We start from the raw sequence: 20,752 nt of genomic DNA, 5'->3' as shown, positions 1-20,752 counted from the left end.
TCAGGCGGTTATGCTGGCGACTTTCCCCCGAGGGCGATTGCGAAACAGGCCCTCTTGGAGAACCCTATGCGTACCGGCGCCGGGCGAAGCCTTCGTGCGACGGCTCGAAGTGCGACGGTTTGACGATCCTTGGCTTTGACGATCCTCGAGCGCGGGCGAACCTGCGGAGCGATGCGATGGCGTGCGGACGGTTCCTGAAACGCGGGCTCCCGGCGCCGCATCCCCGGCTGGCGGCGTTCGCGGCGGCGCTCGGCTGGGCCCTGCTGGCTCCGCAGGCGGATCTGCGGGCGCAGAATCCCGTCGACGTTCCGCCCCCGGCGGCGGCGGCGGCGGCGGAGGCTTCCCCGCGCGTCGAGGCGCTGCGGACCGGGCCCGATCTTGCGGCGCTCTCCGCGCCGCAACCGTTCGGCGATCCGGCGCTCGTCTACGTACCTCCCTCGGCGGAAGGCATCCTGACGGCGGAGCTCTCCGCGTTCGGCGACGACCCGGCGCTCCTTCCGCTTTATGGCACGCTGCTGCAGGCGCTGCTCGCGTCGGCGCCGATTCCGTCCGACCGCCTGGAAGACCTCGAAGGCTTCACCTGTTTCCTCGTGCCGTATGACTCCGAAGCGAACGGGATGGCGTTCGTCGATCCCGTGACCACGCCGGAGGCCTACCTGGCTCAGTCCTCGGTCGATTCCACGCAGTACGGCTACGGATTCGTGCTTCGCTTTCGAGAGCCGTTCTACGACCGCGATCTCAAGCAGGCCCTCGGTCCCGAGGCGGTACGAATCGGTTCCGCGCTCATCCCGACGTATCAGCTTCGCGGCAGCACGGTGCGGTTGCTGGAGAACCGCTACCTCGTTCTGCTGCAGAACGAGCTGTCGCCGGGCGTGATCCCGTACCTGAACCCGGGCTCCTTCGCGCGCACGCCGACGGGTTTACGGATCGCGGAACTCGAGGGGCCGACCCTGCGAGCCCGCGCGCTTGTTTCAGGCAGTCTGCTGCGGGAGCTCGGCTCGACCGCTTTCACGGTGGACGACCGGGCCCTGTTCCGAACGTTCTGGGGCGATCGGGTCGAAGCCTGGACGCTGCGGCTCGATTCGGTCACGGTTCGGGAGACGACGCGTTTCGTTTTCGAAGCGATGATCGTCACGAACAGCGAAGCCGTCGCGACGACGCTCGAGGAAGATCTGGTCGGCGTCGTGCGTCTGGCCCTGGCTGCCGCTCGCGATCAGACCGCGCACGAAGACCCGTCGACCAGCCGAGAATCCAGCGATCTCCACAAGCCTGCTGGCGATGCCTCGTCCGCGGCGAAGCTCCTGGTGCGTTCGATCGATGAGCGGAGGCTCTCCGTCGGCCACATCGGCCCGGCGGCAGGCGTGCGGCTGGTCATGCTTCCCGAGGAGATGGAAGCGCTCCCCGGCATGCTGTCGGGGATGCTCTTCGCGGCGCCGAACGGAGACGCCCTGGAACAGGATCGCGAGCGACAGCGCCGGGTTCTGCGCGCGATGCGGGCGTACTACGACGCGAACGGACATCTCCCTCCGCCCGTCGTGTACGACGCCCAATCAGGTCAACCACGAAGCTGGCGGGTGGAACTGTTGCCGTTTCTCGGCGAAGAGGATTTGTTCGCGCAGTATCGACGGGACGAGCCCTGGGACAGCCCGCACAATCGAAGCCTGATCGACCGCATTCCGGACGTTTACCGATCGTCGTTCGACACCGCGAACCCTCCGGGGCTGGCGCTCGCGGCGCTCGTCCATCCGGAGGGAGTCTTCAGCCCCGAAGGCGAAGTCCGGGGAGCTGACATCGCGGACGGCGGAGCGCGGACGGCCGCGCTCGCGACGGTGCGGTTGCCGATTCCGTGGATCCGTCCGCAGGACATCGACGCCATGGCGACGGAGGCGCTTTCCGATCTGGCCTGGACCGATGCCGGCGTTCTGACGGGCTTCGCCGACGGACGCGTCCACCTGCTGCGAAACGTCGGGCCGGAACTGCTGCGGCAACTGGTCGAGCGCGATGACGCTCTTCCGGCCGGAGACATCGAAAGCCTGCCCGGCGTCGAAGTCGATCCTGAGCAGGATGCCGTTCCCGCGGAGTCGCTGCCAGAGATCGAAGCGGCCCCGCCGCTCGTTCCGGCAGGTCAGCTTGCTCCGCAGAAGAACCCGTTCGCCGACGAACCGGCGACGTCGTCCGAAGAGCCGATCGCGCCGCAGCTTCAGCCGTAGCTGCGTAAGCGTCTCGTTCAACCGCGAAGCTCCCTCCTGCCCAAGGGAACCGCCATGCACCGCCGACGAATATTGACCCTGTCGTTCCTGATCGCGACGCTGGCGATCCCGGCGCTGATCGGCGCCGCCCAGGAACCTGCGGAAGCGAACGTCGCTCAGGCTGCCGTTGAACCGGAGAACGCCGTGCGCGTGATGAGTTTCAACATCCGCTACGGCTCGGCGAACGACGGCGAGAACCGGTGGGATCTCAGGAAGGACTTCGTCGTCGAGACGATCGAGGCGTTCGATCCCGACCTGCTGGGAACGCAGGAAACGCTCCTGTTCCAGAGGGAGTATCTGGAGCAGAAGATCGACGGGTACGAAGCCTGGGGCGTCGGCCGCGAAGACGGCAAAGAAGCGGGCGAGCAGACGGCGCTCTTCTACAAGGCGAAGCGCTTCGAGCGCACCGACGGCGGACACTTCTGGCTCAGCGAGACCCCGGAAACGCCGGGCAGCAAAAGTTGGGACAGTTCGCTTCCCCGGATCGCCAGTTGGGTGAAGCTGAAGGATCGCCAGGACGCCGACGCGAAGACCCTCCTGTTCGTCAACACGCACTTCGACCATCGCGGCGCCGAAGCGCGACGAGAGTCGGCGAAGCTCATTCGCGAACGAGTCACCCGCCTCGGCGAGGGTTGCCGGGTCGTGCTGACCGGCGATTTCAACGCGGGAGAGGCGTCACCCCCGTATGTCGCGCTCTTCGGAGATGCGAACGGCGAAGCTTCGCCGCTGCGTGACGTCTATCGCCTGGCGCATCCCGAGCGCCGCGACGACGAAGGTTCGTTCTCCGGCTTCGTCGCCGGCGCGAAGCAGGGCGCGCGGATCGACTGGATCGGCGCGTCTCGCGATTTCGACGTTCGATCTGCGGCGATCGACCGCACGCAGCGCGACGGACGCACCCCCTCCGATCACTTCCCCGTTACGACCCTGCTCGTGCCTGCCGGCGAGACGGCGTCCTCGGAAGAACGTTAGGATCGGGGCGCGCGGACGACGGACTCGAATTCACTGACTGGGAGCGGCGGGTGGCTTTTCTTTGGCTGGCGATCGGACTGGCTCTGTTGACCCTCGGAGCCGAGTGGCTCGTACGCGGGGCGTCGACGCTGGCGCTCGCGGCGCGGATCTCGCCGCTGGTGGTGGGGCTGACCGTGGTCGCCTTCGGCACGAGCGCGCCGGAACTCTTCGTCACCGTCGCGGCGACTCTCGAGGGCGAGCCCGGGATCGCCCTCGGCAACGTCGTGGGGAGCAACATTTTCAATGTGCTCTTCATCCTCGCGATCTCCGCGATGATCGTGCCGCTGACCGTCGCGCCGCAGTTGCTGCGCGTCGACCTGCCGCTGATGATCGGCGCCTCGGCTATCGCGGGGCTGCTCGCGATCGACGGCGGCATCGGGCGGTGCGAAGGGATCGCCTTCCTGATCGCGCTGGCCTGCTATACGTCGACGTCGATCTGGATCAGCCGGCGGTCGAAGAAGGTCGCCGCGGAGGCGCCCGCGTTCGCCGAGACGGCGACCACAGGTACTCCGGAAGCTCTCGACCAGGGTCACCCCACGCTGCTTCGCACGCTGCTGCATCTCGGTCTGGTGATCGTGGGGCTCGCGCTGCTGGTGGCGGGGTCCCATCTCTTCACCGACGGCGCGGTCGCGATCGCGAGAGCCATCGGCGTGTCGGAGTTCGTCATCGGCGTCACGCTCGTCGCGGCGGGAACGTCGCTCCCCGAGGTGGCGGCCTCGGTGATGGCGGCGGTCAAGGGCGAACGGGACATCGCCGTCGGCAACGTCGTCGGAAGCAATATCTTCAACATGCTGTGCGTACTCGGGGCCGCGAGCGCGATCGGCGGCGAAGTCCCCGTGCCGTACGAGACGCTGACGTTCGACTTTATCGTGATGGTCGGCGCCTGCGCCATCTGCTTCCCGATCTGCTGGACCGGGCGCCGCGTCTCGCGCCTGGAAGGCGCGTTCCTGTTCGCGCTCTACCTGGCGTATCTCTTCGCGCTCTGGCTGCGGGCGCCGGAAGAGACCGCCGCCGCGATGCTCTGACGAAGCGCGTCGATCGATCCGACGCCGATCGGGCGAGCGTCAGTCGGCGAAGACGCCGTCGAATCGAGGCGGAGCGGCGGGCGGAAGAATCTCGCTCGCGATGGCGTCGACGAGATCGACCGTCACGAGGTCGCGTCGATCGGCGGCCCCGGCGACCAGCGCGAGTTCCGCAAGGCGCATGACGATGCGCGGAACGCCGCCGGCCAGTTCCTGGATCCGCCAGATCGACTGGTCGTCGAAGGCCGGCTCGCTGCGCCCCGCCTCGGCGAGCAGGCAGGAAAGCGCCTGCTGCACGTCAGCGGTCGACCAGGGCGCCAGGCGAACGGTCAGGTCGACCTGCGCCGCGACGTTCGCCGGAATCTTGCCCGACGACGAGGCGACGGCGATCGAGAGGGGCGCCCCGGCGTGTTCTCCGACCTTCGTCAGCGCCAGCAGCGCTTCCATAAAGCCTGCCGCCGCCCGATCCGCGTCGTCGATCAGCAGCGTGAAGGGCTGCTCCACCATCGCGAAGTTCTCGACCGCGCGAGTCACCGCTCGTCGTACGTCGCCCGGCGTTCGCAACGGGGACCGAAGCGCGCCGAACGCGTCCGCGAAGCGGTACTGGGCTTCGTCGCCGTCGCACCCCGCAGCGGTCATCAGGGCGCACGATTCTCCGCACGCCAGCAGTTCCCGCCGAAACGATCGCAGCACGACCGTCTTGCCGAATCCTGGTTCGCCGTAGACGATTCCGAGCCGCCGCCGCCGCCGACAGAGATAATCGAGGCGCGCGAGCGCCTCTTCCAGAACGGGAGTCGCTACGATTGCGACGCCGCCGTTCGGATCGACGAAAGGATTGCGCTGGAGGCCCCAGTGGCGTTCCATAACCGATCGCAGGCATCGGCGAGCCGTTGAGGGCCTCGCCACGAAGGATGGGCGCAGAAGGGAGCGCCTCGCTTTCTTCATCGGCGGAAGCGTCGAAAGAACTTGAGCCTGCGCCGTTTACGTCCCGGGCCGGACGCCGACGACGCAGGAGAACGACCGGAGAAACGTGTTTCACGTCGATCGCGATCTGATTCTGACTCGTCCCCGCCTGGCGCTCGACGGGCAGCGCCGGCATCTGCGCGGCTTCGTGTCGCACGCTCATGCCGATCACCTGGCGCGACACGAGACGATCTACTGCACCCCCTTCACCGCCGAAATCGCCCGGCGAAGACTGGGCCCGATCCCCCGCTACCGAACGCTCGACTTTCGAAAGCCCGTCGATCTGGCCGATTGCCGCCTGACGACGTACCCCGCCGGACATATCCGCGGCTCGGCCATGCTGCTGGCGGAATGCGCCGGGACGACGTTGCTTTACACGGGCGACTTTCGCCTGCGACCGTCACGGACGAGCGAGCTTGCCGATATCCCGCAGACGGACGTGCTGATCACTGAATCGACCTTCGGCGAGCCGCACTACGTCATGCCGCCGCGCGAGGAGTCGGAAGCGCGATTGCTCGAAGGGATCCAGGCGGCGAAGCGTACGGACCGAGTGGCCGTCGTTCACGCTTACGGTCTGGGCAAGGCGCAGGAAGTCGGGGCCCTGTTCGCGGCGTCGGGGATCGCCTACTTCGTTCACGACTGGATCATGCCCTTTCATCAGGCTTACGAGAACGACGGCGTCCGCCTGGGCGAATGGTCGGCGCTTCCGCGAACGGTTCCGCCGGGCAGCGTGGTCGTCGCTCCCCCCCGAACGCAGTTGAAGCGTCCGATCGCGAGGCTCGGCTCGACGTGGAGCTGCGCTCTGACCGGCTGGGCGTTGGACGATCGGACGCTCGCGAAGTGGCAGGTTGACGCCGCGATCCCCTGGTCCGACCATGCCGATTACGAAGAGCTGCTCGAATCGGTCGAACGGTCGGGCGCGAGCCGGATCTTCTGCACGCATGGCTCGCCCCGCTTCGCCGAGGATCTGCGGTCTCGCGGGTACCGCGCCGAAACGCTCGGCGAGCGGTCGTTTCTCCCCGTCTAGAGACGGGCGCCGAGCGCGATCGGAGCGGAAGTGCGCTTCGCGCCGGTGCGCGAAACGGCGCCGGTTGTCCGACAAGCGCCGTTCTTGTGGATCGAGCGCGTCGCTCCGGCTATTCCCGCCGTTCCGGCTGTGCAGGGACCGGTCGTACGCGGCGTTCGGCCTGTACCGGATGCGCCGTCCGGCGCTCCGAAGTTCCCTCTCTCGGAGGCTCGAATCGATCGTTCGCGGCGGATCGTCGCGACGATCGATTAGCGGGCAGGTACGGATCCTGCCGACGGAGGCGTCACGAAGTTCGTGCGAGGATGCGCGAACGCGACGCTTCGCTGCTGCGGAGGATCGATCGGATGATCGAGACGCAGCGTTCGCACGGACGGAGCCCGAAGCATGCGCAAGCGCCCCACGCGGTCTCCCGGCGTCTGTTGGATCAGCACGCTCGCCATCACGGCGGCGACCTGCGGCGTCGCGGATTTGACCTTCGCCGCGGATGACGGCCGGAACGGTTCGACGCTGGAAGCTAACCCGTTCTTTCAGGCCGGGGCTCAGACTCCGTCCGTCGGTCCGGTCGCGACGACTGCCGCTCGCCCGGCGACGAGCTTGCCTTCCATGCAAGGGCCCGCTCCGAACGTTCCGGCGCCTCTCGCCGCGGCAGCTTCGACCCGATCGAACCTGCGCCGCTTGCCGGCGATGCCGACGACGACCCCCGCGCAAGTCGCGACCGCCGATACGACTCCGCCCCGTCGACTGCCGCCGCTGCTTCCGTCGTCCGAGACGGTCGTCGCGGCGCTGGCTCCGACGCTGCCGCTCGAGTCGCGGATGCCTGCGAACCTGACCGCCTCCGCGCCGACGCCCGTCAAAGCGATCGCGTCGCCCGCGCCGTCGCCGACGAATCGATTCACCCTCGCGCAGGTCGAACGGAACCGACAGGACGCTCGCGGCCCGGTTCGACCCCAACTGGGCGAATTGGAAGACTATCGCCTGAACGTCGACGACGCGCAGCTCGGCGTGGTGGCCGAGCAGGCCCGCGGTCAGGTGCTGGAAGGCATGGGCCTCGCCGAACGGGGCGCCTTCCTCTCCGCACGATCGAACTTCGTCAACGCCCTGCGCACGATCGCTCAGGCCCTGGACGGAGACTCGCAGAGTCCCGTCCACGCCGAAGCGCTCGCGATGGGTCTTGATGCGCTCCACGAAGCGGACGACTTCGCGGTCCGCGGAGACGCTCGCGTCGCCGGCGTCGAAGTGGCGGCCGTCGCGGCGGGACACCGCACGCCCGCTCTGACCAGGGAGCAGGCCGCCACCGCGACGCCGAATGACGCGATGCGAGCGTACTACTCGTTTTCTGCCGAGGCGCTGAGCCGTTGCGGCGGATCGTCCGAGACGGCGGCGGAAGCGCTCTATCAACTCGGCAAGCTGCAGACCTTCCTCGTCGAACAGGAATCGGTCGGATCGACCGCCTCGATTCCCCGGTCGACCGCGCTGTTCCATGCGGCGCTGGCGGTATCGCCCCGACATGCTCGGGCCGGAAACGAACTCGGGTTCCTGCTCGCGAAGTCGGGCGACTACGCGAACGCGAGAGCCATGCTGCAACGAGCCGTCGCTTCCGAGCCGCTGGCCGAAGCGTGGCACAACCTGGCGATCGTTCACGAGCGACTGGGGGAGACCGATCTCGCGACTCAGGCCCGCGATCGATTCACGTCGATCGCTGCGGTCCAGGGAGGGGCGAATGCCGCTCTCGGTCCGTACGCTTCCCCGCGGGTCACCTGGGTCGCACCCGACACGATGAAGACGCCGCCTGCCGAAACGTTCGAAAACGAAGCCGTGCCCGCCTCCGGGGCTGAGCCGGTACGCACCGCCCGACCCGAATCCGACGGCTCCGACGTCCGCCGCTGAGAGCGATGCCGCGACCGCGACGAACCAGAGCGCCGCACACGCCGAGTGTCCGTGCGACAAGCGCCAGCCCAACGATCGAGCGAAGCATGAAGACCCTGTCGGCCATCCTGTTCGACGTCCGCCGCGTCGCGACCGCCTGCGCGGCCGCCGCATCGATGCTTGGCGGTTCCGTATCGGCTCAGGAAGTCTTCTACGGTCCGGCGCCGTCGGCGTCGCACCATGTTCCAGCGCATGCGGCGCCCGGCTGGCCCACCTGCGCTCCGACGCCTGCGGCTCCCTATCCGATCAACGGCGTCGACAGCGCGACGTGCAATCCCCATGGCGGCGAACTCCCCTGGGCAGCGCGGGGTCCGCTTCCCTGGCAACCCTATGCACAGGGCGAGTACATCGGCCCGGTTCGCTGGCCGCACGTCGACGCCTATCGCCTGCGACCGGACGACGAGATCGACTTCGTCTATCGCCTGACGCGCGACGTGAGTCCGACGCCGTACGAACTGAACGTCGGCGATACGATCAAGGTCGAATCGCTGACCGACGCGGCGCTCGCCCGGGAACTGGTCATTCAGCCCGACGGCTCGATCACGCTGCCGTTGCTCCCGCCCGTGAAGGCCGCGGGGATGACCGTCGAGGAACTGCGCAAGCATCTCGAAGACGAATTCAAGACGTTCTACAACGTCCCCTCGATCACCGTCACTCCGATCAAGGTCAACACGAAGCTGGAAGACCTGCGGGCGACCGTCGACAGCCGAGACGGTTTCGGCGGACAGAGCATCACCGTCAAGGTGACGCCCGACGGAACGGTGCAGCTTCCCGGCATCGGCACGGTCTCGGTGATCGGCATGACGCTGGAGGAAGCGAAGCGGGAGGTCGACCTGCGATATCTTCGCATCGTCGACGGCATCGAAGCTCAGCCCGTGCTGAAGCAGAGGGCGCCCCGGTACGTCTACGTCCTCGGCGAAGTTCCGACGCCGGGACGTTACGAACTGACCGGACCGACGACCGCCATGCAGGCGATCGCTCTCTCGGGCGGCTGGAAAATCGGCGGCAACCTCCGCCAGATCGTCGTCTTCCGCCGGGCGGAGGACTGGCGGATGATGGCGACGAAGCTCGACCTGCAAGGCGCCCTGTTCGGCAAACGCCCCAACCCGGCGGACGAGATCTGGCTGCGGGACAGCGACGTGCTGCTCGTGCCGAAGAGCCCGATCCAATTGACCGACGACTTCATCGAACTGGTCTTCACCCGCGGCATTTACGGCGTCGTCCCGTTCCAGGGCGTCGCCATGAACTTCGCGAAGGCGTCGACGCTGTAGGCGTTCATGCGACCTTAGCTGGTCGAGTGGCAGTTCGAGGTTTCGCATGCCTGGAACTGGGTGGCCCAGATTGCTTGCGATCTGCGGAAGGTCTTAAAACGCTGCCCTTCGTCTGTCGAGTCTACCTGAAGGCAGCGTAATCGAAACTGCGTGGGGCCTCGCTGCTATTGCGGCGGGGCCTCTTTTCGTTAGAACGCGGAGCTAGCAGCCCGTTGATTTTCGCCCTGCCTGCGCTATCCTCGCGTGATCTCGACGCGGGGGAGGAATCGCGATGGGCTTGGGCAAGCGGAAGCGGGAGACGCAGGGGACGTTCTGGGTTCCGACGGACAAGCTGGGGAGCGGTCCGCGAAACGTCTTCTACGACCGTCTGAACGGGCTGCTGGCCGAGATCGAATTCGACGGACGGCTCGAAGAGGCGGCCGCTCCGTACTACGAAACGACGGGGCGAAAGAGCCTGGCGCCGGGCGTCTACTTCCGGATGCTGTTCATCGGTTACTTCGAGGGGATCGACAGCCAGCGCGGCATCGCCTGGCGCTGCGACGACAGTCGCTCGCTGGCCCGTTTCCTGGGCTTCGGTCCCGGCGAGGAGACGCCGGACCATTCGACGCTCACGCTGACGCGAAACCGGCTGCCGCTGGAGATCCATCAGCTCGCGTTCGACCTGGTTCTCGGCCTCTGCCACGAGAAGGGTCTGCTCAAGGGCAAAACGCTCGGCGTCGACGCCAGCGATCTCGAAGCGAACGCTTCGATGAAGTCGATCGTCCGCCGGGAGAACGGCGACGACTGGCAGGAGTACGTTCGCAAGCTCTACGAAGCCGAAACGGGCGTAAGCGACCCGGACGACGAGGAGCTGCGCCGCTTCGACAGGAAGCGGAAGGACAAGAAGGTCTCCAACGACGAGTGGGTCAATCCGCACGATCCCGACGCTCGGATCGGGAAGATGAAGGACGGTCGCACGCATCTCAAGTACAAGGTCGAACACGCCGTCGATCTGGAGACGGACGTGATCGTCGCGGCGGAAGTCTACGAAGGGACCGCCGGCGACTGCCGGACGATCGAAGATACCGTGAACGCCGCGCGAACGAACCTGCGCGAGGCGGGCACGGGCTGCGACGTGGAAGAGGTCGCGGCGGACAAGGGCTATCACAGCGAAGAGTCGCTCGACCGGCTGCAGCACGAGACGCACGTGCGGACGTATATTCCGCAGCCGAAGCGAGCGAAGTCTCGGAAGCGAAAACGCAAGCCGCCGAGTCGTCAGGCGGCCTATCGTCGCAATCGCCGGAACGCGCGCGGACGTCGCGGTCGCAGGCTGCAGCGTCTACGAAGCGAGAAGGTCGAGCGGACGTTCGCGCACGTGCTCGAAACGGGCGGCGGCAGGAGAACCTGGCTTCGCGGGCTGGCCAAGATCCGCAAGCGCTACCTCGTCGCCGCCGTCGCTTACAACTTGGGACGGATCCTGCGCCAACTCCTCGGCGCCGGTAAGCCGAAACAGTTCGGAGAACTGGGAGCAGCGCTTTCCGCCGCGTTTGGGCTCTCCAGCTTCGCTGATTTCGCCGTCGGATCGCATCGAGCGATCTTAAGCATCTCGGTCGCCGTCCGGCTCCCGCTCCTGATGCCTCGACGCTCAGCGACCTTTTGAACGCTCAGGCTCTCGCGAACAGGGAAATCAACGGACTGCTAGGCCGACGGGCCGAAAAGCGGGTGCACCCTGCCCGCCTGCTCCCGTTTTTCTTTTTCGGGGTGGCCGTGGAGGTAACGGCAATGCGTAAGACTCCGAAGCAGCGTCGTACAGTTCGGACCCTGACCCCGCGTGCACAGGGGAGGGGCGACGAAGTGGGTACGCCCAGCGACTACTTTGAAAAGCTTGAAGAGTTGAAGGTGGGTCAGCCAGTGATTTTGCTGTGCCGCGTCAGCAATGGCGAACGCAGGGGAAACCTCGCTGAGTCTGAATCAGACATGCGGCGGATCGTAGATGAGAAAGGAGGCGTGGTCATTTTCGCCCAGCCCCACGTAGGCCCGGGGTGGGAACCCGCTTGGATCGCGGAGGTCGTTCCGCTCGCGAAGAAGCATGGAGCGATCTTTGTGGCGGAATGCACCAGCCGATTGATCCGAAACCCGGCTTACGGACAGATGGTTGGTGGGAAGCCGGACACAAAGGCTCGCCCTCGCGACCTCGACCTCAAGGCCGTTGTTGAGGCGGCAGGTGGGGTGCCCATTAAGACGGTGGTCTGCCCTGACGCCCCGTTGAGTGTGGAGCGGAGGTACATGCAAGACCGCGGGCAGCGAATGAAGGGCAATCGCGGCGGACGGCCGCGCCTGAAGCGAGTCAAGCAGCATCTCAAGTCGCTGCGATTGGCCGCGGTCGTAGCTTGGGAGAACGGAATGCGCCGGCGGTCGATTATCGAGGTAGTGCAATTGAAGGCTCCCCGCGGCCGTCGGCCATCGCAGGCGACCATCTACCGATGGCTCAAAGACTGGGGGCCTCGGTGGTCAGATGAGAAAAAGCAGCGAGGGCACGCGGGAGCAGCAAACGTCGCAAAACACGGTGCCTGACAGCCTATGCGTGAATCAGTCGCCAGAGAAAAACCCTCACTGACCATCATCCCTCATGCGAGAATCCCATCGGCCTGGGTCAGACTCCTCAGCGAAAGTCCAAATCTCCAAAAACTGCGTCGACCCTCTGGCTGCTGCCTGCGACTCCTAAACATCAGGCTCAATCCTGGGGCCTAGCTCACTAGCAGCGGAGACGCAGACGATGACTCGACGAAGGCCACCTGTGGCAACCTCGGCCCCCGCGCCAGGCGGTGACGACCCGCTTATCGGGCGGAACACCCTCTGGGGCACGCAATACAAGACTCGCGAGGCCTGGAAGGACGAGGACAAGCGTCGGAACTCCAACTTGAAAAAGGAGGAGCGCGAGGCGGCGACACGGCGGCGCAAGCGGAAGGAGCGGAACGAGCTGCGACGCTCACGCTTTTTTCCAGAGCACCTCACCTGCAGCCGCAATCCCAGGGCTGAGATCATCTACGAGCGCGAGGCAGTTTACGCCGCAGAACTCAAGAGGGCGAAGGAGATCCTCAAGCGCCGCTGGATCACTCGCGATCATCTCTTTGGCTCGGAGACCAAGTCGGCGGATCGGTGGATCGCCTTGGGGCGTCGGAACCTCGACGCGATCGCCAGGGAAATGGCCGACGAGGCTCTGCGCCAGAAACGCGAAGCGCGGCGACGCAAGCCGGAGTAGGCGAAACGGCTCCGGTGCCCACTGAGCCAGGTATCTCAAGCGACGGGCCGCGACAGGCGGCTCGTCAGACGGAGGCTGGCGAGTGAGTTGCGGCGAGTGCAGACGCGGGGGATGATGCTCGCGAATTGCACCACTCCGCAACGCGAGAACCACCGCGATGGAAGCCGCACCTGAAACCCCGAGCACGGAAGATCGAGACCTCAATAAACAATGGTACGAGCAAGGCTGGGCGGTTTGGGTGTTCATCGTCGTTGCCGTCATCATTTGGGCCGCAGGGTCATTGCCGTACCTGATCGGCATCGACTTCGGTGAGGCAGACGGCCTCCGCGCTACGCCCACGGGTGCCGGTGTGTTCGGCGATAGCTTTGGAGCGATCAACGCTCTGCTCTCTGCTCTGGGCGTGGCGTTCGTAGCGCTCGCTCTCCTCAAGCAGCAGGCAGAGCTACAGCACACTCGCAGGGAGCTTGGCGAGACGCTGAAGGCCAATCAAGAGATGGCATCCCATCAAGACCGGCTGGCAAACGCTCAGTTGTTTGCGACCGCTATGGCCGCATTGCAGATCCACTGCGGAGTTCAGCAATCCGGTCTAGCTGCCTTTACCAGCATGGCGTCGAGCAAGGCAAAGAACCTTGAAACTAGGTTGCCGCAAACGATCTCCGATGCATACGCCATGCACTATGTCTCAGAACTCACGATCGCGCAGGCATTGCTCAACAATCAATACGGAACGCCCAAAGAACTTCTGGACCATATCGACTACAACGCTCGCCGCTCACTAATGCGGATGCTCCATCACCACGCGGATGCAGCAGACTTCATGCTTGGGCAGGAATCGCGCCCGGGGTTCAAACAATTGGAACAGTTCGCTAACGCAACTATTCAGTCAGCGATTGTCATGGGAGTCGAAATGAATCTGATCGCGGAGTCTATCCCGAACAGTGATGTTCTGACGCTTGAGGCCGTCCGAGAGGGCTGTCGAACCGCCGCTTCAAAGATCAAGCAGAGCTTGGACAAGATTCTTCGTACGGAATAGACGGCTTTACTCTATGCCTCGCTACAGGCTCGACGGCGTGTGGAGGAGGCTCCCCGGCTCCAGAGTCGTCCATGCCGCCCGGACTCTACGACGAGCAGCGACAGTGGGCCGATCCAGCTGCTGCATGTTTCGTGCGTTGCCATCTTCGTTCGACCATCACGACGGGTAAGTTGACTTGCTGTGCGGGAGGTTATGAGCGACCTCGGTCCGGACCATCCGCCCGCCGGTTAGACTACGCTACGAGCGGTTACGTCGCTGGTCCGAACGGCCCGCAGCCGCTAACACTCGAACCACATTGGGGAGCCTGCAGTGAACAAGCCGGTGCTGACCATCGACGACCTACGCAGGGAAGCCTGTGCCTTTGCCGAGTCGGAGTCGTGCCATGCCGAACCGGCGATATACGGGGTGACCGACGGAAAGGCAGTAGGAACCTACATTGAACACAAGTTCCGAACGTGGCTAAACCTAAAGTACCGATTTAGCGATGGCTGCTCAGCTCGGGGCGTTGATTTCCCTGAGCTTGGCGTTGACGTAAAAGCTACCAGCATCCGTCAACCACAATCGTCCTGCCCGTTCAAGAATGCACGGCAGAAGGTCTTTGGCCTTGGCTACGACGTACTGATCTTCGTGTACGAAAAGGTCGACGACCACGAAGCTGCCATGGGCAACTTAAAGATGCTGCACGTGATATATGTTGATCGTCAGTGTACCGGTGACTTTCAACTCACGCAGGGGCTACGCGCAATCTTAGAGAACGATGGGAATCGAGATGACCTGATTGCGTTCATGTACGACAAGAACTTGCCGGTCGATGAGATCACCGTCGGGCAGATCGCCGACGAACTCTTGGCTGACGGGCTTGAGCAGGGCTACCTCACAATTTCAAATGCCCTGCAATGGCGGCTGCAATACTCAAGGGTCATCGAGCGAGCGGGCACTACCGCTGGAATTCACAGGATCTGCTAGACGGACGTTCGTCTAGCAGTCCGTTGATTTCCCTGTTCGCGAGAGCCTGAGCGTTCAAAAGGTCGCTGAGCGTCGAGGCATCAGGAGCGGGAGCCGGACGGCGACCGAGATGCTTAAGATCGCTCGATGCGATCCGACGGCGAAATCAGCGAAGCTGGAGAGCCCAAACGCGGCGGAAAGCGCTGCTCCCAGTTCTCCGAACTGTTTCGGCTTACCGGCGCCGAGGAGTTGGCGCAGGATCCGTCCCAAGTTGTAAGCGACGGCGGCGACGAGGTAGCGCTTGCGGATCTTGGCCAGCCCGCGAAGCCAGGTTCTCCTGCCGCCGCCCGTTTCGAGCACGTGCGCGAACGTCCGCTCGACCTTCTCGCTTCGTAGACGCTGCAGCCTGCGACCGCGACGTCCGCGCGCGTTCCGGCGATTGCGACGATAGGCCGCCTGACGACTCGGCGGCTTGCGTTTTCGCTTCCGAGACTTCGCTCGCTTCGGCTGCGGAATATACGTCCGCACGTGCGTCTCGTGCTGCAGCCGGTCGAGCGACTCTTCGCTGTGATAGCCCTTGTCCGCCGCGACCTCTTCCACGTCGCAGCCCGTGCCCGCCTCGCGCAGGTTCGTTCGCGCGGCGTTCACGGTATCTTCGATCGTCCGGCAGTCGCCGGCGGTCCCTTCGTAGACTTCCGCCGCGACGATCACGTCCGTCTCCAGATCGACGGCGTGTTCGACCTTGTACTTGAGATGCGTGCGACCGTCCTTCATCTTCCCGATCCGAGCGTCGGGATCGTGCGGATTGACCCACTCGTCGTTGGAGACCTTCTTGTCCTTCCGCTTCCTGTCGAAGCGGCGCAGCTCCTCGTCGTCCGGGTCGCTTACGCCCGTTTCGGCTTCGTAGAGCTTGCGAACGTACTCCTGCCAGTCGTCGCCGTTCTCCCGGCGGACGATCGACTTCATCGAAGCGTTCGCTTCGAGATCGCTGGCGTCGACGCCGAGCGTTTTGCCCTTGAGCAGACCCTTCTCGTGGCAGAGGCCGAGAACCAGGTCGAACGCGAGCTGATGGATCTCCAGCGGCAGCCGGTTTCGCGTCAGCGTGAGCGTCGAATGGTCCGGCGTCTCCTCGCCGGGACCGAAGCCCAGGAAACGGGCCAGCGAGCGACTGTCGTCGCAGCGCCAGGCGATGCCGCGCTGGCTGTCGATCCCCTCGAAGTAACCGATGAACAGCATCCGGAAGTAGACGCCCGGCGCCAGGCTCTTTCGCCCCGTCGTTTCGTAGTACGGAGCGGCCGCCTCTTCGAGCCGTCCGTCGAATTCGATCTCGGCCAGCAGCCCGTTCAGACGGTCGTAGAAGACGTTTCGCGGACCGCTCCCCAGCTTGTCCGTCGGAACCCAGAACGTCCCCTGCGTCTCCCGCTTCCGCTTGCCCAAGCCCATCGCGATTCCTCCCCCGCGTCGAGATCACGCGAGGATAGCGCAGGCAGGGCGAAAATCAACGGGCTGCTAGGCGAAAAGAGACATCTGTGAGTCCGCCCTCGGAAGCTCGTCGATGATGACGGGAGCCGCTTGCAAGCGATGCAACACCCATTCAGCAAGCGGAGGAGGCACCGCGTTCCCGATCATTGCGTATTGGTTGTAGACCGATACAGCAGCACAGTGATCGTCGGGAAAACCCTGAATTCGAGCATACTCGACATTCGTCAGCCGGCGATAACGATCTCCAATGCGATATCGTTCATAGTGTCGGCTCGCAGTCGAGGTGAGCGTCGGAGCTAGGCCACCCGTGCCGAACACGGTGTAGCCCATTCTGGCGCCGCCTGCTTGGTTGGAGAGAATCTCGACCCCTTCGACAAAGCGTCCCACCGCCTCGCTCGATTCAATTCGAGCCAACGTGGACTCAGTAAAGTCGAACGACGAGGAAACGCTTTCCTCAAGGACGGAAGTAAGCAACACGCGGGGCTGCGCGGGCGAGAAGCTCGATAGAACGGCCGAGAAGAACCTCCCATCGGCGACGAGTCCCCAGTTCGGAAACTTTGTGCCGTGATCGGCAATATCACTCCACCATTGCGGCTCGGTGATGCGATCCAGCAAGTTCTTATGCCGAGATAGATCTTCGGCTGAGGCAAGTCGCGAGCAGAGAGGCGTAGCGGACTGTTCATTTCGCACGCCCACAATGAACACTCGCTGCCGATTCTGCGGGAGTCCACAATCGGCTGCGTTGAGTAGGCGCCACTCAAGACCATAATTCAATTCCGCCAATGCGGAGAGAATGGTCGCGAAGTGCGTACCCCGCTCCATTGACAGCAAGCGCTTGACGTTTTCGAGAACAAAGTACTTGGGCCGGTGTGTTCGCAACACGTCGACAATCAAGCTGAACAGCGTGCCCCGTGCGTCACGAATGCCCTCCTTCTTTCCAGCGCTACTAAAAGGCTGGCAGGGGAATCCACCGGTTAAGAGGTCATGCGGTGGAACGGACGGGAGCAGTTCGCGAAGGTCGCCCTCGACTAGCTCACGCTCTCCGAATTGCGACCGATAAACCGAGCATGAGAGTGGGGCAAGGTCATTAGCCCATACGGTGCGGAATCCGCACTTATCGCTCGCGATGCGAAATCCGCCGATCCCTGCGAATAGTTCAACTGCATCCATCTATGCTTCCGTCTCCTTGGCGACCACCTGTTGAGTGATTGTATCGGCTTCCGGACTCGCGGGAACCACTTGCTCGCTCGCACGCCATAGCGGACTCTCCGCCGTACTGCCCCTACCCGCCGCCGCTGACGATCGCGTGAAGTTTAGGGGTCGCGGAGTTACCCCCGCTCCGGCCCCTCGAATCCCGGTAAACCCGCTGCTACGCGGCTCCGCCTGAGCCGTCCGGGATAACGAGCCTTCGGTAGACACCCTGCGCAGGGGCTGCGTACACTGGGCCGCGTAGTGAACACCCGTTCCCTAACGCTCCCGGCTCACCATGCGGATCTCCGGTCGCCAGCCAGAAGTTCAGGTCGAGTACGACCGTCGCGGACTCCGCGTGTCGCGCTCGTTTACCTGTCCCTACGCGGCCCGGAGGTTCTACGCCGACAAGCTGCGGGCGGGCGCTCACCCTGTCGTACGCTCCACCACCACCACGCACGAGGACACCACCATGGCCGCGAAGAAGACCCCTGCGAAGAGCGCCCCCGCCTCCACCGCCACCAAGAAGGCCGCGACCAAGGCGACCCCGGCCGCCCCTGCGAAGGAGGCGACCAAGAAGGAGCAGGTCGCCCGCGACTCGTTCGGCTGCCGCCAGGGGAGCCAGGCGGCGACCATCAACGCCACCCTCAGTAAGAAGGCGATCAGCGTGGACGACATCGCCAATAAGACCGGCCTCGACAAGGGTCGCATCCGCGCCCACCTGAAGAGCCTACTCGCCAAGTCGCTGGCGAAGGAGACGGAGGCCGGCTTTACGACCGCGTAAGGCGGCGCGTATCGCGTGCGGAGGCGCTGAGGGGGCTCACCACACTCCCCCGGCCCTCCAAACGCGACACAGGCGACGACAAGCAGGTTGTGCGAGGCCCGGGGCTCCCCGGGCCTCTTTGCGTTTACTCACAAGGGTCAAAGTCATGAGCAAAACCGGAGTCTACGTCCGTGTATCAACTCTCGATCAGGAGAAGGGGATCAAGTCGCAGGAGAAGGCGATCCAGGACTACCTCGACGGCCACGGCATCGACGGCGCCCGCTGGTACGTCGACCGCCTGAGCGGAGCGACCACGAAGCGGCCCGAGTTCGAGAGGCTGCAAAAGGACATCTTCAACGGCAGGGTCAAAACGGTCGTCTGCTGGAAACTCGACCGCCTCAGTCGCTCCCTCCGCGACGGCATCAACGTGCTGGGCGACTGGCTGGAGAACGACGTGCGGGTCGTGGCCGTATCGCAGCAACTCGACTTCAACGGCACGGTCGGACAGATGGTGGCGAGCGTGTTGTTCGCCATCGCTCAGATGGAGCGCGAGAACATCCGCGAGAACACGAAGCGGGGGCTCGCGGCGGCGAAGGCCCGAGGCGTAAAGCTCGGGAAGCGCCCCAAGTTGTTCGCCAAGGACATCGTGCCCCTCATCCAATCCGGGCACTCGCTCTCCTCCGCAGCCCGCGAACTCGGCAAGACGCGGCAGGCGTTATATGACGCTCTCAAGCGTGAGGGGGTGGCTGTGGATGAAATCAAAAGGAATGTCTAGCCACCAGATTTGACGGCGTTACATTACCGCCGCTTTGGAAGTCAGACCGAGGGCAGATACCCCACAACTGCGCGGGAACGCGATGGCGACGGCGACCAAGAAACAGAAGCAACTCCCCGACAAGTACGAACGCGGCTTTATGCGGAAGCTCGACGGTCGGACGGAGGTCTGCCAGCGTCTGGTCGCCGCTTACGAAACCATCGTGGAGGAGGCGGGCGGCGAGGGGTCGCTCGCCCATACGAAGCTCTCCCTCATCGAGCGGTTCGTGTTTTTGGAAGCGACCGTGCAGACGTGGGAACTGGAACTCGCTCAGAACCCCACCGCGAGCCCCGAACTCCTCAGCCGCTGGATCCAGGCGGTGAACAGCTTGCAGGGGCTCGCCAAAGTCATCGGCATCGAGCGGCAGACGAAGAAGGTCGTCGATCTCAAGGCCTACGTCAGCGAGCGAGGCCGAGCATGAACATCATCCAGGCGATCAAAGACCCGAACCTCTTCCGCCCGTTCATCGGCGACGACATCAAGAGTTGGAAACGCTGGATCAGGGCGCTCCGGTGCATCTATGGACTCCGGCCTGAGCTTGGGCAGGCCGGCCAGCCAGTTCATTTATGCACCGGGCGCGACCCTGAGCTGCTGCCGGCGTCGGGGTTCAATACAGCGTTGTTCCTCACCGGCAGACGGTCGGGCAAGTCGCGTATCGCCGCCGTCATCGGAGCCTACGAAGCGGCGTTAGCCGGTCGCGAGGCGAAACTATCGAAGGGCGAACAGGGCATCGTCGCCGTCTGCGCTCCCACGAAGCGACAGGGTCAGATCGTCAAAGGCTACCTGCGATCGATCTTCGAGACGCCCCTCCTCCACGCCGAGGTCGCTGAGGAGACGCGGGACGGGTTCCAGCTACGCAATGGCAATCGCATCGAGATCCTCGCCGGCGACTGGCGCACGGTCCGCGGGTTTACCCTCCTCGCCGCGATCATCGACGAGGCCGCGTTCTTCGGATACGACGCCGAGAGCAAGGTAAAGAGCGACACGGAACTGATCCGGGCGATCCAGCCGTCGCTGGCGACCTCCGGCGGCAAGCTGATCTGCATCAGTAGCCCGTACGCCCGCCGAGCCTGGTGCTTCGAGCAGTACGAACGCAACTTCGGCAACGACGCCGGACGCACGCTCGTTTGGAACGCGCCCTCCCGGTACATGAACCCGACGCTGCCGCAGTCGGTGGTCGACGACGCGCTGGCCGAGGATCTCCAAGCCGCGAAGAGCGAGTATCTCGGCGAGTTCAGGGATGACATCGCGGAGTTTTTGCCGCGTGCCGTGATCGAACAACTGGTCGTCAAAGATCGCTTGGAACTGCTCCCGCAGAGCAACGTGCGGTACTGGGCATTCGTCGATGTCAGCGGCGGTCGCCGGGACGACGCGGCGTTAGCCATCGCCCACCGCTCAGGCCGCGTCGTCGTGATCGATCTCCTGAGACGCTACCGCCCGCCGTTCAGCCCTCAGGAGGTCATCGGGCAGATGGCCCGTGAGATCAAGCGCTACGACCTGCGCCGCGTGACGGGCGACAACTACGCCGCCGAGTTCGTAGCGCGAGCGTTCGAGGCGAACGGCCTGCGCTACCAGAAGGCGGAGAAGGCGAAGTCGGAGCTATACAGCGAACTGCTCCCCAGGCTGTGCAGCCGGGAAGTCGAACTGCTCGACGACAAGGCGCTGATCGACCAGCTCGCGAGCTTGGAACGCAGAACGCGGAGCGGAGGCCGGGACATCATCGACCACCCGCCGGGCGGGCATGACGACGTCGCCAACGCGGTCGCAGGCGTGGCGGACGTAGCCGCCGCGAAAGTCATTCGAGTGGGAGCTCTTTAGGA

17 protein-coding genes are annotated in these 20,752 nt (G+C 64.6%); 14 read left to right on the top strand and 3 right to left on the bottom strand.

Annotated features, from left to right (window positions below; all coding sequences use genetic code 11):
• Positions 1-176 precede the first annotated feature (176 nt).
• Genes SH602x_RS03975 through SH602x_RS03965 form a run of 3 tightly spaced genes read left to right on the top strand, consistent with a single transcriptional unit; the run spans position 177 to position 4,282 of the window.
• Positions 177-2,210, top strand: a complete 2,034-nt coding sequence (locus SH602x_RS03975; RefSeq protein ID WP_479475574.1) for a DUF1559 family PulG-like putative transporter — start codon at positions 177-179, stop codon at positions 2,208-2,210.
• 54 nt (positions 2,211-2,264) lie between these two features.
• Positions 2,265-3,218 (top strand): endonuclease/exonuclease/phosphatase family protein, encoded by a 954-nt coding sequence (locus SH602x_RS03970; RefSeq protein WP_479475573.1) that lies wholly within the window; start codon positions 2,265-2,267, stop codon positions 3,216-3,218.
• Positions 3,219-3,268: 50 nt separating this feature from the next.
• On the top strand, positions 3,269-4,282 hold the full coding sequence (locus SH602x_RS03965) for a calcium/sodium antiporter (RefSeq protein WP_479475572.1): 1,014 nt from the start codon (positions 3,269-3,271) through the stop codon (positions 4,280-4,282).
• A gap of 39 nt (positions 4,283-4,321) precedes the next feature.
• Here the strand turns inward: SH602x_RS03965 and SH602x_RS03960 are convergent, their stop codons facing one another.
• The gene (locus SH602x_RS03960; RefSeq protein WP_479475571.1) at positions 4,322-5,143 is read right to left on the bottom strand and encodes an AAA family ATPase; all 822 of its coding nucleotides are present in this window, start codon (positions 5,141-5,143) and stop codon (positions 4,322-4,324) included.
• A 166-nt stretch (positions 5,144-5,309) separates the two neighbouring features.
• Between SH602x_RS03960 and SH602x_RS03955 the strand changes: the two genes are divergently transcribed.
• From SH602x_RS03955 to SH602x_RS03925, 7 genes are all read left to right on the top strand, one after another.
• Complete coding sequence (locus SH602x_RS03955) at positions 5,310-6,269, top strand: MBL fold metallo-hydrolase (protein WP_479475570.1); 960 nt, start codon at positions 5,310-5,312, stop codon at positions 6,267-6,269.
• Between the two features lie 384 nt (positions 6,270-6,653).
• Positions 6,654-8,156: a tetratricopeptide repeat protein gene (locus SH602x_RS03950; RefSeq protein WP_479475569.1), complete on the top strand. Its 1,503-nt coding sequence runs from the start codon at positions 6,654-6,656 to the stop codon at positions 8,154-8,156.
• 86 nt (positions 8,157-8,242) lie between these two features.
• A complete protein-coding gene (locus SH602x_RS03945) occupies positions 8,243-9,466 on the top strand; it encodes a polysaccharide biosynthesis/export family protein (protein ID WP_479475568.1) in 1,224 nt (407 codons plus the stop codon).
• Positions 9,467-9,737: 271 nt separating this feature from the next.
• Positions 9,738-11,105, top strand: coding sequence for a transposase (locus SH602x_RS03940; protein ID WP_479472661.1), 1,368 nt, complete (start codon positions 9,738-9,740; stop codon positions 11,103-11,105).
• Positions 11,106-12,365: 1,260 nt separating this feature from the next.
• The gene (locus tag SH602x_RS03935) at positions 12,366-12,707 is read left to right on the top strand and encodes a hypothetical protein (RefSeq protein WP_479475567.1); all 342 of its coding nucleotides are present in this window, start codon (positions 12,366-12,368) and stop codon (positions 12,705-12,707) included.
• Positions 12,708-12,864: 157 nt separating this feature from the next.
• Positions 12,865-13,740: a hypothetical protein gene (locus tag SH602x_RS03930; protein ID WP_479475566.1), complete on the top strand. Its 876-nt coding sequence runs from the start codon at positions 12,865-12,867 to the stop codon at positions 13,738-13,740.
• 309 nt (positions 13,741-14,049) lie between these two features.
• The gene (locus SH602x_RS03925) at positions 14,050-14,706 is read left to right on the top strand and encodes a type II restriction-modification system restriction endonuclease (protein ID WP_479475565.1); all 657 of its coding nucleotides are present in this window, start codon (positions 14,050-14,052) and stop codon (positions 14,704-14,706) included.
• 54 nt (positions 14,707-14,760) lie between these two features.
• On the opposite strand, the gene SH602x_RS03920 is transcribed toward SH602x_RS03925, so the two are convergent.
• Together SH602x_RS03920 and SH602x_RS03915 are read right to left on the bottom strand one after the other, a co-directional pair.
• The gene (locus SH602x_RS03920; protein WP_479472661.1) at positions 14,761-16,128 is read right to left on the bottom strand and encodes a transposase; all 1,368 of its coding nucleotides are present in this window, start codon (positions 16,126-16,128) and stop codon (positions 14,761-14,763) included.
• Positions 16,129-16,194: 66 nt separating this feature from the next.
• Complete coding sequence (locus SH602x_RS03915) at positions 16,195-17,337, bottom strand: DNA cytosine methyltransferase (RefSeq protein WP_479475564.1); 1,143 nt, start codon at positions 17,335-17,337, stop codon at positions 16,195-16,197.
• 376 nt (positions 17,338-17,713) lie between these two features.
• Here SH602x_RS03915 and SH602x_RS03910 point away from each other — a divergent pair, with 376 nt between their 5' ends.
• The 4 genes from SH602x_RS03910 (at position 17,714) to SH602x_RS03895 (ending at position 20,750) form a co-directional block, all read left to right on the top strand.
• On the top strand, positions 17,714-18,139 hold the full coding sequence (locus SH602x_RS03910) for a hypothetical protein (protein ID WP_479475563.1): 426 nt from the start codon (positions 17,714-17,716) through the stop codon (positions 18,137-18,139).
• A gap of 145 nt (positions 18,140-18,284) precedes the next feature.
• Complete coding sequence (locus SH602x_RS03905; RefSeq protein ID WP_479475562.1) at positions 18,285-18,893, top strand: recombinase family protein; 609 nt, start codon at positions 18,285-18,287, stop codon at positions 18,891-18,893.
• Positions 18,894-18,975: 82 nt separating this feature from the next.
• Positions 18,976-19,353: a hypothetical protein gene (locus SH602x_RS03900; RefSeq protein WP_479475561.1), complete on the top strand. Its 378-nt coding sequence runs from the start codon at positions 18,976-18,978 to the stop codon at positions 19,351-19,353.
• The gene (locus SH602x_RS03895; protein WP_479475560.1) at positions 19,350-20,750 is read left to right on the top strand and encodes a terminase large subunit domain-containing protein; all 1,401 of its coding nucleotides are present in this window, start codon (positions 19,350-19,352) and stop codon (positions 20,748-20,750) included. Before SH602x_RS03900 ends, SH602x_RS03895 begins: the two co-directional genes overlap by 4 nt.
• Positions 20,751-20,752: the final 2 nt, after the last annotated feature.

The organism is Lignipirellula cremea, assembly GCF_056501455.1.
Note: the sequence above shows the minus strand (reverse complement) of the source record. Positions and strands in the feature narration are given on the sequence as shown.